Source organism: Mycolicibacterium sp. XJ2546, from assembly GCF_053483195.1.
On the sequence record NZ_JBEFRW010000001.1, the window covers coordinates 274,770 to 289,425 of the forward strand.

The 14,656-nt window shown below is 67.1% G+C and carries 12 protein-coding genes; 11 read left to right on the forward strand and 1 reads right to left on the reverse strand.

Going from position 1 to position 14,656, the window contains the following annotated elements; genetic code table 11:
* Positions 1–57: 57 nt before the first annotated feature.
* Genes ABQE44_RS01425 through ABQE44_RS01455 form a run of 7 tightly spaced genes read left to right on the forward strand, consistent with a single transcriptional unit; the run spans position 58 to position 7,833 of the window.
* The gene (locus ABQE44_RS01425; protein ID WP_448428292.1) at positions 58–1,248 is read left to right on the forward strand and encodes an MFS transporter; all 1,191 of its coding nucleotides are present in this window, start codon (positions 58–60) and stop codon (positions 1,246–1,248) included.
* Positions 1,245–2,240, forward strand: a complete 996-nt coding sequence (locus tag ABQE44_RS01430) for a thiamine pyrophosphate-dependent dehydrogenase E1 component subunit alpha (protein ID WP_448393718.1) — start codon at positions 1,245–1,247, stop codon at positions 2,238–2,240. The genes ABQE44_RS01425 and ABQE44_RS01430 overlap by 4 nt, the downstream gene beginning before the upstream one ends.
* Entirely contained in the window at positions 2,237–3,256 is a 1,020-nt protein-coding gene (locus ABQE44_RS01435) for an alpha-ketoacid dehydrogenase subunit beta (protein WP_448393719.1), read from the forward strand. Before ABQE44_RS01430 ends, ABQE44_RS01435 begins: the two co-directional genes overlap by 4 nt.
* Complete coding sequence (locus ABQE44_RS01440) at positions 3,253–4,017, forward strand: SDR family NAD(P)-dependent oxidoreductase (RefSeq protein ID WP_448393720.1); 765 nt, start codon at positions 3,253–3,255, stop codon at positions 4,015–4,017. Before ABQE44_RS01435 ends, ABQE44_RS01440 begins: the two co-directional genes overlap by 4 nt.
* A 23-nt stretch (positions 4,018–4,040) precedes the next feature.
* A complete protein-coding gene (locus ABQE44_RS01445; protein ID WP_448427902.1) occupies positions 4,041–5,318 on the forward strand; it encodes an ATP-grasp domain-containing protein in 1,278 nt (425 codons plus the stop codon).
* Positions 5,315–6,568: a hypothetical protein gene (locus tag ABQE44_RS01450; RefSeq protein WP_448393722.1), complete on the forward strand. Its 1,254-nt coding sequence runs from the start codon at positions 5,315–5,317 to the stop codon at positions 6,566–6,568. Before ABQE44_RS01445 ends, ABQE44_RS01450 begins: the two co-directional genes overlap by 4 nt.
* Positions 6,569–6,627: 59 nt before the next feature.
* The gene (locus tag ABQE44_RS01455) at positions 6,628–7,833 is read left to right on the forward strand and encodes a sensor histidine kinase (RefSeq protein WP_448427904.1); all 1,206 of its coding nucleotides are present in this window, start codon (positions 6,628–6,630) and stop codon (positions 7,831–7,833) included.
* Here ABQE44_RS01455 and ABQE44_RS01460 read toward each other — a convergent pair.
* The gene (locus tag ABQE44_RS01460; RefSeq protein ID WP_448393724.1) at positions 7,822–8,460 is read right to left on the reverse strand and encodes a response regulator transcription factor; all 639 of its coding nucleotides are present in this window, start codon (positions 8,458–8,460) and stop codon (positions 7,822–7,824) included. The two genes, ABQE44_RS01455 and ABQE44_RS01460, sit on opposite strands and share 12 nt — an antisense overlap.
* A 221-nt stretch (positions 8,461–8,681) precedes the next feature.
* On the opposite strand from ABQE44_RS01460, the gene ABQE44_RS01465 reads away from it, so the two are divergent.
* From ABQE44_RS01465 to ABQE44_RS01480, 4 genes are all read left to right on the forward strand, one after another.
* Positions 8,682–9,416 carry an enoyl-CoA hydratase gene (locus tag ABQE44_RS01465; protein WP_448393725.1) on the forward strand — a complete coding sequence of 245 codons (735 nt, stop codon included), beginning with the start codon at positions 8,682–8,684 and terminating at the stop codon, positions 9,414–9,416.
* Complete coding sequence (locus ABQE44_RS01470; RefSeq protein WP_448427906.1) at positions 9,417–10,532, forward strand: MBL fold metallo-hydrolase; 1,116 nt, start codon at positions 9,417–9,419, stop codon at positions 10,530–10,532.
* 143 nt (positions 10,533–10,675) lie between these two features.
* On the forward strand, positions 10,676–12,256 hold the full coding sequence (locus ABQE44_RS01475; RefSeq protein WP_448427908.1) for a serine hydrolase: 1,581 nt from the start codon (positions 10,676–10,678) through the stop codon (positions 12,254–12,256).
* A complete protein-coding gene (locus tag ABQE44_RS01480; RefSeq protein ID WP_448427910.1) occupies positions 12,253–14,646 on the forward strand; it encodes a cation-translocating P-type ATPase in 2,394 nt (797 codons plus the stop codon). Before ABQE44_RS01475 ends, ABQE44_RS01480 begins: the two co-directional genes overlap by 4 nt.
* The last annotated feature ends 10 nt before the right edge of the window (positions 14,647–14,656 follow it).

Sequence of the window (14,656 nt, forward strand, 5' to 3'; positions counted from 1 at the left end):
TACGGTCATTGTGTGACCGCAACCCTCACCACCCCGAACCGGGACCAGACGCCGGAGATCACGGCGGACGGCGGCTATCCGCCGGCGATCTGGGTGCTGCTGGGGGGCAATTTCCTGGTGCGAGCCCTGGGGTTCGCCTACCCGTTCATGGCTTACCACGTCGCTCATCGCGGACACGGGACCACCGCGGTCGGCGCGGTCCTGGCGGCCTTCGGCGTGGGCTGGATGGTCGGGCAGCTCGTGTGCGGCTCGCTCGTTGATCGCATCGGCGGACGCACCACCCTCATCGCCGCCATGCTGTTCGCGGCGGTCCTGCTGACGCTACTGGCGGGCGCCCACAGCGTGCCCGCTCTGCTGATCGCAGCCGCGCTCGCCGGGGTGGTGTACGACGCACCCCGTCCGGTCGTCTCCGCCGCGATCACCGAGTTGATCGCCGATCCCGAGAAACGGGCGAAGATCGACGCCCTGCGGTACGGCTGCGTGATGAATGCCGCAGCCGCCATCACCGGCGCGCTTGGGGGGCTGCTGGCCGACCGGATCGGCACCCCGGCGCTCTATCTGATCAACGCGGCCGCGTGCGCGGCATTTGCTCTGGTGGCGCTGGCTCACATCGCGCCCGATGTGCGCCGGCCCGGGCCGCTGATGACGTCGACGTACCGGGACGCGCTTTCCGACTCGCGACTGCTGCTGCTGCTGGTGTCCAGTGTGGGGACGCTGACCGCGCTCATGGGCCTGTACGCCGCGATGCCGATGCTGATGACCGCCGCCGGGCTCGACGTCGGCTCCTACGGCCTAACCCAACTGGCCAACGCGCTGGCCGTCGTCGTGCTCACCCCGCTCATCACGCCGTGGCTGAGTGCGCGTGTGGCGGTGCGTCCTCGACTGGACATCTTCGCCACCGCGGCGCTGTGGGTGACCGTGTGCATGGCCGTGGCCAGCTTCGCCCACACGACCGCCGAGTTCAGCGTGGCCGCGGCGGCCTGCGCCCCCGGGGAGATCGCCTGGTTCGTCGTCGGCGCCGGCATCGTGCACCGCATCGCCCCGCCGGCGGCGCGCGGGCGCTACCACGGCCTCTGGGGAATGGTGCTCGCCGTCGCGGCGGTCACCGCACCGATCCTGGCGTCCTACAGCCTGGGCCACGGCGGGCCCATCCTCTTGGCGATCACCACCTTGGTCGTCGGGTTGACCGGAGCGGCACTGTGTGCGCCGCTCGCCCAAGCACTGGAATTGAGGAGTCACGCGAAATGATCGGCACCGCAACGCCATTCATCGGTGAGAAAACCGACCTGCTCGAGCTATACCGCCGCATGTGCGTCCTGCGCGAGCTCGACATCGTGCTCGAGGAACTGCGCGTCGAGGGCCTGGTCAAGGGGCCGATGCACGTGGGATTCGGCCAGGAGGCCGCGGGCATCGGCGCCACCGCCGCGCTGCGTGACGGCGACATCACCACAGCGACGCATCGACCCCACGCCCAGTATGTCGGCCTCGGCCTTCCGCTCGGTCCGACGCTCGCCGAGATGATGGGCCGCGCCGACGGCCAGTGCGGCGGTCGCGGCGGACACATGCTCATCGCCGATCCGGACCACGGGCTGCTCGCTCCCTCAGGGATCATCGGCCACTCGCTGCTGCTGGCGGTCGGTCATGGCTACGCCCAGCGGCTGGCCGGCGACGGCCGCGTCACGCTTTGCGTCACCGGGGATGGGGCAGTGAACTCCGGCGCCTTCAACGAGGCGGCGAACATGGCCGCGCTCTGGCAGCTGCCCGTCGTGATCTTCGTCGAGAACAACCAGTACGCGTTGAGCGTGCGCCTCGACCGGCACGTGCGGGAGACCGAGTTATACCGCCGCGGTTGGGGATACGGCATACCCGGGGTTCGGGTCAACGGCAACGACGTCGAAGCCGTTCACCGTTGCGTGGCCAGGGCCGTGGCACGCGCTCGCGACGGTAAAGGACCCACGCTGGTGGAAGCCGTCACCTACCGCGCTGCGGTGTTCTCCGGGGCCGACCGTGGCGGGTACCGGAGCCCCGCCGAGGGGGCCGGGTTCACCGATCCGCTGATCCTGGCGCGCGGCCGACTCGTCGACGCGGGGACCGGACCCGATCAGGTCGACGCCATCGAACGTGCGGCCCGCCGAGAGGTCGACGACGCCGTCGCGTTCGCCAAGGCCAGCCCGTGGCCAGACCCCGCAGAACTCACCGACATCGCAACGAAATGGGACGGAAGGGAGCCCCGGTCATGAACCGCATGACATACGCGGAAGCGCTGAACGACGCGCTGCGCCAAGAGATGCGACGCGACGAGCGTGTCATCGTGCTCGGCCAGGATGTGGCGGTTTACGGAGGGATCTTCGGCGCCACACAGGGTCTGCTCGACGAGTTCGGCTCCACCCGCGTGGTGGACACCCCGATTTCCGAGAACGGCATCGTCGGCGCCGCGATCGGCATGGCGATGTCGGGCCTGCGACCGGTCGTCGAAATCATGTACAGCGATTTCCTCTGCCTGGCCATGGACAGCCTCGCCAACGGTGCGTCGGTCTTCCCCTTCGTCACCCAGGGTCGCGTCACCGTGCCGCTCGTGGTGCGCACGCAGGGCGGCCCCGGCGGGAACGCGGGACCACAGCACTCGAAGTCCCTCGAGCAGTGGACGGCGCACCTGCCGGGAATTCACACCGTGCTGCCCAGTAGTCCCGCCGATGCCAAGGGCCTGCTGACCTCGGCGCTGCGGTCGCCGGACCCGGTCATCGTGTTCGAACACAAGAAGTTGTATGGCACTGAGGGTTTGGTCCCCGAGGGGGAGCACGTCACGCCACTGGGGACGGCGGCCGTTGTGCAGGAGGGCACAGACGTCACCATCGTCGCGGTCTCCGGCATGGTGCGGCATGCGCTGGACGCGGCGGCCGAACTGTCGACGCGCGGCGTGAGCGCTGAGGTGGTGGATGTCCGCTCGCTGCGGCCTCTTGACACCGCCACGCTGGTCGCCTCGGCGCGCAAGACCGGCCATGTCGTGGTGGCCGCCGAGACCTGGCTGCGGTACGGGCCCACCGCGGAGATCGCCGCGGTCATCATGGCGGAGGCGTTCGAGGAACTGCGCGCACCCGTCGCCCGAGTCGGTGCGGCAGCGGTGCCCTACCCGGCCAGCCCCGCCCTCGAGCCCGCCGTGCTCGGCGGCGCCGACGACATCGTGCACGCGGCCCAGACGCTCTTGACGACTCGCATGATGCACACCCACCGAGGCGAATTGAGGCGCAGCGCATGACCGGCCGCTTTGCAGACAAAGTCGTCCTGGTCACCGGTGCTGGCAGCGGGATAGGGCGGGCCACCGCATGTCGCTTCGCGAAAGAGGGCGCGACGGTGGTCGTCGCCGGCCGACGGCTCGAGCCTCTGCGGGAAACGGTGTCGCTCATCGAATCTGACGGCGGAAAGGCGCAGGCCTTCCAGGTCGACGTCACCCGCGAAGACGATGTCGCCCGGCTCATCGACACGATCGCCATCCGCAACGGCGGGTTAGATGCCGCCTGCAACAACGCTGGAGTACCGGGATCGGGGAAGCCCTCCGACGGCTACGACCTGGACCACTGGCGGCACATCGTGGACACCAATCTGCATGGCGTCTGGTTGTCGATGAAGCACGAAATCGCCCATATGCGCGCTAATTCCGGAGGAGCTATCGTCAACGTGGCTTCCATTGCCGGCATCGTCGGCTATTACCATTCGGCGCCCTATACCGCCAGCAAGCACGGCGTGGTGGGGCTCAGCCGGGCGGCGGCAATCGATCACGCAACGGAGGGGATCCGCGTGAATGCCGTGTGCCCGGGGCCGATCTTGACCCCGATGCTGATCGAAGCCAAGGCCGCGCGCGGACCGGCGGCCGATGACTTCTACCAATCCCACATTCCGATGGGACGACTTGGCCGGCCGGAAGAGGTCGCCCATGCAGTGGTGTGGCTCGCTTCAACCGAAGCAGCTTATGTAACCGGACAGGCATTGGCCGTAGACGGAGGATGGACAGCGCAGTGAAGACACCGAACACAGCAAATCCGATGAACAACAATCAGTCTCGCTACATCGTGCTGGTCGACACCTATGGGGCGGCGGAGCGCCTTGCGCCGGCCTTTCAGGCCGTGGGGTACATCCCCATTCGCGTGCAGAGCACTGTCGAGGTCCCCGCGGTATACCGCGGTCGGCCCGACCGATTCCCGTTCGTCGCCGACATCGTCCACCACGGCAACCTCGCCGAAACGGTGAACGCATTGTTGCCGTTCGCTCCCGTCGCCGTCCTACCCGGCTGCGAACCGGGCGTGGAATTGGCCGATGCGCTGAGCGAGGCGCTGAACCCGCGCACCGGCGCGCCGACCAACGGCTCGGCACTCAGCTCGGCGCGGCGCAACAAGTTCGAGATGATCGAGCGTATCAAATCCCAAGGGCTGCAAGGAGCTCGCCAGATCCTCGTCGAGAGCGAGGAACAGTTGCGCGAATGGCACACCCAGCTCGACGGCATGGCGATCCTCAAACCGTTGCGCAGCTCGTCCAATGACGGCGTCACCTGGTGCGCCACCCCGGACGACTCCGTACGGGCGTTTCGCCGGCTCTACGGCCGGCAGAACATCAACTCGGAGGCCGCCGACGGTGTCGTCGCACAGGAGTACCTGGTCGGCGCTGAATACCTGGTCAACACGGTCAGCCGCGACGGCCAACACCACGTGACCGATATCTGGAAAACGCATCGCATCAGTGCTAACTGCGTGTCCGACCTCATGGTGGCCTGCCAGATCATGCCCGCCACCGGCGAAGTGCAGGACAAGCTCGTCCCGTATGCGTTCGACGTACTCGACGCGCTCGAGATCCGCCATGGCGCTGGACACGTCGAGATCAAGACCACACCCGCCGGTCCGTCTCTTGTCGAAGTGGGGGCGCGGATGGCCGGTCAAGACATCCCGGGGTTCGCGGGGCTTGCGATCGGTGAGTCGCAAGTCGACTGGATGGTGGACGCCTATGTGCGACCACAGCGCTTCAGGCAACGCTGCGGAGTCCCGTACCGGCTGCAGCGGAGCTTCGCCTGGGCCAAGATGGTCGCCCCGACCGGTGGAACGTTGGTCTCCTACCGCGGTCTGCAGGCCATCAAGGAGCTGGAGAGCTTCCGCGACATCCAGTTCCAGGTGCACCCCGGACAGCGATTGCAGCGAACCGTCGACGACAGCACATACCCCGTCACGGTGACGCTGATGCACGGGGTGGACGACATCCTGCTTCGTGACCTCTGGACGCTGCGCTACCTCGACGGTGAGCACTTCTACGAACTGAAAGGAAACGCATCATGATCGTCGTGCTGTCCCTGTACCGTCCGCGCTTGGAAGATTTTCTCGCCGCGCAGGGCGAAAAGATCCTCGCCCTGATTCCGGAGAGTATGCGCCCCGTGCGCGAGGCCAGCGACCCGGGGTACCCCGTCAGAACTATCGACCGATGGGATGACTACAACGAACTCGTCTGCCTCGCGGACGAATTCGAAAGCCTCGGGGTGACGGCCGTCGCCACTATCGACGAGCCGTGCATCCGCGCAGCCGCCTTCCTGAGAGACCTGTTGGGGCTGCCCGGTCAGGACCACGAAAGCGCGGTCGCGTGCACCGACAAGTCGGTGATGAAACGGCGCCTGGCCGCCGCCGGTCTCCCGGTCGCCGAGCACCGCATCGTGCACAGCGTCGCCGAGATCGGTCAATTCCTCGACGAGATCGGCGACGCCATCGTCGTCAAACCCCGGAGTGGTTTCGGCACGATCAACACTCACCGGGTCGGCCGGCACGATTTCGACGACCTGGCCGCAGCGGGCGCGTTTGCGCCGCCGCCAGACCTGCCGGAGTACTTCTGGTCCACGTCCATGACGTCAGAACTCGGCCGCGTCAGCTACCTGGTCGAGCGTTACGTCGACGTGGTCGCCGAATATCACTGCGAGCTGTTGCTTCACGAGGGCGCTGAAGTGCACTGCCTGGCAGCCCGCTACGCCAACCCTGTCCTGGCGGACCATGCGGTCGGATCGGTGTGGCTGCATCACCAATCGGCCGAGGCCGTCGAGGTCCGCAAACTCACCCGCGCGGCCGCGTCCGCATTGGGCATGACACACGGTTTCGGGCACTGCGAAGTCTTCCGCGACCGAACCGGCCGGTGGTTTGTCGGTGAGTTCGCGTCTCGCCCCGGCGGATTGATGATTCCCCGCTCGCTGAAGCTGAGTTACGGCATAGACAACCTGGCGCTGCTGGCCGACCAGCTTTCCGGGCGCATGCCCCGCAGACAGTCACCGCCACGGCGTATTCCCGGCGCGATCGCATGGCTCGCCATACCCGTCGAATCCGGTTTGATCACCGACATGCCCGATGAGGCACAGCTGCTCGGCCTGCCGGGAGTCATCGACGCCGAAATCGTCATGCGGCGGGGGGATTCCACCAAGGGCCTGCCCGCCGGGTCGATGTATCACGCCGCCTACGTCTTCTGCGTCGGCGACAACGCACAGGAGGCCGAAGACTTCGCCAAACATGCCCAACGGGCCTGCCCCATCGCAGTCGACCCCGCGGCGTGAGGGCAGGCGATACCGTAGAACTCACGGTGGACGCGGTTGAGTTCTGCGAGGGTGACGCCATGACGGATATCAGCGCTGACGTCGATGGCGGTGACGTGCGCGAAATCCGGAAAAATCATCAATTGCTGTCGGTGCGCGCCGCCGCGTTGCTTCGGCTTGCGGTGGTCGGACTCATGGTCGGCGCCATGGTGCTCGGCACCCACACGCACGAATGGTTTGCGCAATCGGTCCTGCTGGCCACCTACGGCGCCGGCGCCATCTGGGTGGCGGTTCTGGCGTTCCGGCAGGCGGCTTCGGCAGCACGTCGCACGACCCGGACGGTCGTCGCGGTCGTCGACGTCGCCGCGATCTGCATCTTCGAGCTGCTGTCGGACGGTGGATACACGCCCTTGGCGGTGATGGTCTTGCTGGCGCTGCTGGTGGTGCTGGAGGTGTCGGCACGCCGGGCCGCAGCTATCCTCGCCGTCAGCGTGGTGGCTTTCACCGCCGTCGTGGTCTTCGACCCGGTGATGTTGCCGGATCTCGGTTGGGCCAAAACAATTTTCGTCTGCGCGCTGTTCGCGTTCCTGTGCTGTACCGTCCTTGCCGTCGTCGCCACCCAGCAGCGGCACCTGGGTGAGATCGAGCGGCTCAGCGCGTCACGACGGGCGCTGCTCGCGGACACCATGACGGCCTTTGACAGTGAGCGCCGGCAGCTCTCGGAGACCCTGCACGACGGACCGCTGCAGCTGGTGATGGCCGCGCGGTTCGACATCAATGAAGCGGCGAAAGCATCCACCGACGACCGCTTACACCGCGCGTTGAGCAGCCTGCGTGAGGTCATCGGCCGCATGCGCGAGGCGACGTTTCTGCTCCATCCGGCGGTGCTCGATCAGGCCGGCCTCGCCGAAGCCACTCAGAAACTGGCGTCGATCACCGAGAACCGTTCCGGCATTGACATCTCAACAGTGGTTGACTACCCGGTCCGCACCTCGATCGACCCACTCGTCTTCGCCGTGATGCGCGAGCTGGTCTCCAACGTGGAGCGACATTCTGGTGCGGCCCGGGCCCGCATCGAGCTCCGCGCTGTCGACGGCATGTGTCGCCTCGATGTGGTGGACGACGGGGTGGGAATCTTGCCGGAGACGTTGAGCCGCCGGCTGGCCGACGGGCACATCGGCATCGCATCGCACCGCACCCGCGTCGAAGCCGCAGGCGGCAGAATGACATTCATGCCGACAGCCGTGGGAACCCACGTCCGGGTCGAAGTGCCGTTACTCCAGTAGTCGGCGCCGCATCGCCTCTGCGACGGCGGCAGCGCGGTCCGACACTCCCAACTTCTCGTATAGGTTCTGCACGTGGGTACGGACCGTCGTCGGTGCGAGGTGCAATTCGGCGGCGATCTGAGGCACCGATAACCCGTCCGCCATCATCCGGACAGTTTCGAGTTCTCGGGGCGACAGCAAGGCCGAATCACCCTTAGCCCGCTGCTTGAGTTCGTTGGCGAGCCCGCTGGCCAACTGCGTCGGAACATATCCGTCGCCCTTCGCGCAGCTGACGATCGCCGCAACGATTTCGTCGCTGTCCGACTCCTTGGTGAGGTAGCCGCTGGCGCCGGCGGACAGGGCCTTGTACACCAGTGGGGCGTCATCGAATGCGCTGAGCAGGATGACTTGGGTCGGCAGATCGTCACGGGCCACCGCATTCACCACGTCGAGGCCATCGAGCTCCGGCATCCGGTAGTCGAGCAGCGCGACCGCCGGGCGGTGCTCTCGGATGGCGGCTAGCGCGCCACGCCCGTCGCTGACCTCGGCAAGGACCTGTACCCGGCCGCTCTCCTTCAATGCGCGCACGACGCCGGTCCGATACACCGGGTGGTCATCGGCGACGACGACGGTGATCTGCCCGCTCATGAGGGCAATTTTGGCACCGCGACGGCGACTTTATTGCATTTGCACAGATTGCGTGCTATTTGGCCGGCCAGCTGACGGTGCTGATCAGCCGCGATCTTGACACCGCGGCCGCATGGGGGCAGGCGAGGCACCGAGACCGACGTATTGGCTGGTTGTCGGCCGTCGAATCGACCATTGCGTCGGCTTCGAGAGCGGCAGCGCCGGGTCGCTACGCTTGCCCCATGATTGGTGTTACCCGCGACGGCCAGGTGTTGACTCTGGAGATGCGGCGTGCCGAGCGCCGCAACGCGCTGAACGGCGAGCTCGTCGACGGCCTGCGTGAAGCAATCGAGAAAGCCGCTACCGAAGACGTCCGGGCGATCGTGCTGACCGGGCAGGGTGCGGTGTTCAGCGCGGGTGCCGACCTGTCGGACCCATCGGGGGTCGCCGATGAACTGCCCGACAAGGCCAAGGCGCTCAACCTCGCCATCGACAAGACCCCGTTCCCGGTCATCGGCGCGATCAACGGACCCGCGATCGGCGCCGGCGTGATCCTTTCGATGATCTGCGATCTGCGGGTCGTCGCACCCGAGGCGTACTTCCAGTTTCCGGTCGCGAAATACGGTCTGGCGCTGGACAACTGGAGTATTCGACGGTTGACCTCGCTGGTCGGCGCCGGCCGGGCGCGGGGGATGCTGCTGGGCGCCGAGCGGCTCACCGCCGACGTCGCGTTGCACACCGGGATGGCCAATCGCATTGGCACGCTGGCCGATGCGCAGGAGTGGGCAGCCGAGATCGCCGGCTACGCGCCGCTGGCGTTGCAGCACGCCAAGCGGGTACTCAACGACGATGGTGCATACGAGGACCCCTGGCCCGAGCACCAGGACCTGTTCGACCGGGCATGGGCCAGCCAGGACGTCATCGAGGCCCAGGTCGCGCGCATCGAGAAACGCCCACCGAGGTTCCAGGGAGCCTAAGTGATCCGCACGGCGCTGCGCTTCGGCTTCGGCACGGCTTCGCTGCTCGCCGGTAGCTGGGTGCTGCGCGCACTGAACGGTGCACCCGCCGCGCTGGGCGCCTCACCCGCCGAGATCGAAGCCGTGGCCCGACGGTCCCCGAACTACCGCGACGGCGTGTTCGTCAACCTCGACCCCGCCTCGCCGATCAACCTCGACCGTGAGCAGCAACAACTGCTGCTGCGCGAACTCCTCGGGTCTCGCGACACCGGCAGGCCCAGCGGCCCCATCCCGGTTGTCAAACCGGCCACCGTCGACCTCGCTGCGCCGCCGCTGGCGGTGCGCTGGTTCGGGCACTCCTCGGCGCTGATCGACATCGACGGCTACCGGGTGCTCGCCGACCCGGTATGGAGCCAACGCTGTTCGCCATCGCACACCGTCGGGCCGCAGCGGATGCACGAGGTGCCGGCCCCGCTGGAAGCACTGCCCGCCGTCGACGCGGTGCTGATCAGCCACGACCACTACGACCACCTCGACACCCAGACGATCGTCGGGCTCGCCCGCGCCCAGCGGTCACCGTTCGTCGTGCCGCTGGGGGTCGGCGCTCACCTGCGCAGATGGGGGATACCGGACAACCGCATCGTCGAATTGGACTGGTATGAGAGCCATCAGATCGGCGAACTGCGGCTGGTGTGCACACCCGCGCGGCACTTCTCGGGCCGACTGTTCACCCGCAACACCACGCTGTGGGCGTCGTGGGTGATCACCGGCCCGCGGCACCGGGCGTTCTTCGGCGGCGACACCGGATACAGCAAGAGCTTCGCCGAAATCGGGGTGGACCACGGACCCTTCGACCTGACGCTGCTGCCGATCGGCGCGTACCACCCGGCGTGGCCGGACATTCACATGAACCCCGAAGAGGCCGTCCGCGCCCACCTCGACGTCGCCGAGGCCGGCTCTGGCCTGTTGGTGCCGATCCACTGGGCGACGTTCCGGCTGGCGCCCCACCCCTGGGCCGAGCCCGTCGAACGGCTGTTCAAAGCCGCCGACGCCGAGCGCGTCCAGATCGCGGTGCCCAAGCCAGGTCAACGTGTCGAGCCCGGCACATCGACGTTCGACCCGTGGTGGCGGCTCTGACGGCGTTCCCCGCCGTACCTCGGAGATTTCTACCGCAGGGCTGCGCTCCGCGCCGATCTACGACCGTGGCGCAGAAATGGGCGGACAGGGTAGCTGGCGCGTATGACGGGCCGAGGCGGGTCGCACCGGCTACCGTTCACGTCATGAGTGCACTGGTCAGGGCAGTGGTCGCGATGTTGCTGTTGACGCTGGTTGTCGGCTGCGAATCCGAATCGGCCCAATCCGCCGCACCGTCTGCCGCGCAGACCGACGTGCCGCCGCCGCTGGTACCGGCCATGCCGCTACCGCAGAACGGCGTCGACAACGCCGTCGCAAAGCTCGACGGCATCGCCGAGGACCTGATGACCAAGTCCGGCATCCCGGGAATGTCGGTGGCCGTGGTGCACCAGGGAAACACCGTGTACGCGAAGGGTTTCGGCGTCAAAGACGCCGGCGGGACGACCGACGAGAACCGGGTCGACGCCGACACGGTGTTCCAGCTGGCCTCGCTGTCCAAACCGCTGGCGGCCACGGTGGTGGCGCACCAAGTCGGCGTCGGCGCGATCGACTGGAATACCCCCGTCGTCACCGAGCTGCCGTGGTTTGCCCTCTCCGATCCCGCCGTCACCCGCATGCTCACCGTCGGCGATATGCTCGCGCACCGCTCCGGGCTGCCCGACCACGCCGGTGACAAGCTCGAAGACCTCGGCTACGACCGCAGACAGGTGCTCGAGCGGCTGGTACGGCTGCCGCTGGACCCGTTCCGGGTCTCCTACGCCTACACTAATTTTGGGTTCACCGCCGGCGCCGAAGCCGTGGCGGCCAATGCCGGCAAGCCGTGGGAGCAGCTTGCCGACGAGGCGCTGTTCACCCCGTTGGGCATGTCGTCGACCAGTTACCGGTTCGCCGACTACCAGGCCCGCGCGAACCGCGCACTCGGCCACATCCACGTCGACGGCCGCTATCAGCCCACCTACGTCCGCGACGCCGACCCCGAAGCGCCGGCAGGCGGGGCCAGCGCTTCGGCCAATGACATGACCCGCTGGCTGGCGATGGTGCTGGCCAATGGAACCCACGACGACAAGCAGATCATCGACGCCAAGGCGCTGCTTCCGGCGCTGACACCGCAGAGCGTGTCGAGTCGGGCGACCGAGCCGGCGATGCGGTCGAGCTTCTACGGGTACGGCTTCAACGTCAGCTCGACATCGGCGGCGCGGATGGAGCTGAGCCACTCCGGGGCGTTCCTCCTCGGCGCGGGCACCAACTTCGTGATCCTGCCGTCGGCCGACGTCGGAATCGTCGTGCTCACCAACGGTTCACCGTCCGGTGTGCCTGAGGCGCTGACCGCCGAGTTCGCCGACCTCGTGCAGTTCGGCGAGGTGCGCGAGGACTGGTACAAGCTCTACAGCGAGGCCTTCGCCGAAATGAGCGAGCCGCAGGGCTCGTTGGTTGGTGAGCAGCGGCCCCCGAACCCAGCCCCCGCCGCGCCGCTGCCGTCGTACGTCGGCACCTACCACAACGACTACTGGGGACCGGCCCGAATCACCGAAGTCGACCGTCAACTGCGGCTCACCCTCGGGACGAAGCTGAATGTGCCGCTGTCGCATTGGGACGGCGACAGGTTCACCTACAGCTGGGTGTCGGAGAACTCGCCGCCGGGATCGGTCAGCACGGTCACCTTCGGCGGCGACAAGCTCACCATCGAGGATTACGACGAGTCCGGCAACGGAGTGTTCGCGAGGTGACCACCGTGCTCGCGGCGGGCCTCACCGAAGACGAGGTCACCCAGCGTATTTCGGAGGGTAAGTCCAACGACGTCCCGACCAGGGCCGCGCGCTCGGTGTCCGACATCGTGCGCGCCAACGTGTTCACCCGCATCAACGCGATCCTGGGCGTGCTGCTGATCATCGTGCTGTCCACCGGTTCGGTGATCAACGGCGCCTTCGGGTTGTTGATCATCGCCAACAGCGCGATCGGCATGATCCAGGAGCTGCGGGCCAAACAGACACTGGACAAGCTGGCCATCGTCGGGCAGGCCAAGCCGTTGGTACGCAGGCGATCCGGTGGTGTCACGACATCGCAGCCGTTGCCGCCGAACGAAGTGGTGCTCGACGACATCATCGAACTCGGTCCGGGTGACCAGATCGTCGTCGACGGCGAAATCGTCGAGGAGTCGAACCTCGAAGTCGACGAGTCCCTGCTCACCGGCGAAGCCGACCCGATCGCCAAAGACGCTGGCGATTCGGTGATGTCGGGCAGCTTCGTGGTCGCGGGCAGCGGAGCGTACCGGGCCACCAAGGTAGGCCGGGAGGCCTACGCCGCCAAGCTCGCCGAGGAGGCCAGCAAGTTCACGCTGGTGAACTCCGAACTGCGCACCGGGATAAACAAGATTCTGCAGTTCATCACCTACCTGCTGATCCCCGCCGGGCTGCTGATCATCTACACCCAGCTGTTCACCACCGATGCGGGATGGAACGAGTCGGTGTTACGGATGGTCGGCGCCCTGGTGCCGATGGTGCCAGAGGGCCTGGTGCTGATGACCTCGATCGCGTTCGCCGTGGGCGTGATTAGGCTGGGCCGACGCCAATGCCTGGTCAACGAGCTGCCGGCCATCGAGGGGTTGGCGCGCGTCGACGTGGTGTGCGCCGACAAGACCGGCACCCTGACCGAAAACGGGATGCGCGTCGCGGACCTCAAGCAGCTCAACGAATGTGTTGTCGCCGAGATCCTGGCCCAACTCGCCGCGGATGACCCTAGACCCAACGCCAGCATGCAAGCGATCGCCGAGGCATATCCGATGCCGCCCGGTTGGACCGCCACCGCGACCGCACCGTTCAAATCGTCCACCAAATGGAGCGGCGCATCCTATGGCGCACACGGCAACTGGGTGATCGGTGCACCTGATGTGCTGCTCGAACCGGAGTCACCGGTGGCGGCTCAGGCCGAGGGGATCGGCGCGCACGGCCTGCGGGTGCTGCTGCTGGGCTCCAGCGACCTGCCCGTCGACCACCCGGACGCCCCGGGATGCGTCGCGGCCGCGGCGTTGGTGGTGCTCGAACAGCGCATCCGGCCCGACGCCCGCGAAACCCTCGATTACTTTGGCTCGCAGAAGGTTTCGGTGAAGATCATCTCCGGCGACAACGCGGTGTCGGTCGGTGCGGTGGCGGGGACGCTGGGCCTGCGCGGCCAGACCATGGACGCCCGCGAGTTACCCGAAGAACCCGACCGGCTGGCGCACACCCTCGAGGGGTGCACAACGTTCGGGCGGGTGCGGCCCGAGCAGAAACGCGCGATGGTGCATGCGTTGCAATCGCGTGGTCACACCGTGGCGATGACCGGCGACGGGGTGAACGACGTGCTGGCGCTCAAGGACGCCGACATTGGGGTGGCGATGGGCTCGGGCAGCTCGGCGGCCCGGGCCGTAGCGCAGATCGTGTTGCTGGACAACAAGTTCGCCACGCTGCCTTACGTCGTCGGTGAGGGCAGGCGGGTGATCGGCAACATCGAGCGGGTCTCGAACCTGTTCTTGACCAAGACGGTGTACGCGGTGCTGCTGGCGATCCTGGTGGGCCTTGCGGGGTTGGCGTCGCGGTTCTTCGGCTCCGACCCGCTGCTCTACCCGTTTCAGCCGATCCACGTCACGATCGCGGCGTGGTTCACCATCGGCATCCCGGCGTTCATCCTGTCGTTGGCGCCCAACAATGAGCGCGCACATTCCGGGTTCGTGCGCCGGGTGATGACGGCGGCGTTGCCGTCGGGGCTGGTGATCGGTATCGCGACGTTCAGCTCCTATCTGGCGGCCTACCAGGGCCGCGAGGCCACCCCGGCCGAACAGATGCAGGCGTCGACGGCGGCGCTGATCACGCTGCTGGTTTCGGGGGTGTGGGTGCTGGCGGTGGTCGCCCGGCCCTACCAGTGGTGGCGGGTTGCCCTGGTCGTGGTCTCGGGTGCGGCCTATGTGGTGATCTTCTCCATCCCGTTGGCGCGCGAGCTGTTCATGCTGGATCCCTCGAACGTGCGGACGACGTCGATGGCGCTGGGTATCGGGCTGATCGCGGCGGCCGCGATCGAGGCAATCTGGTGGGTGCAGGGCGCGGTTCTGGGAGAACGACGCAGGTTGTGGCGCTCGGAGTAGGGTGGCCACC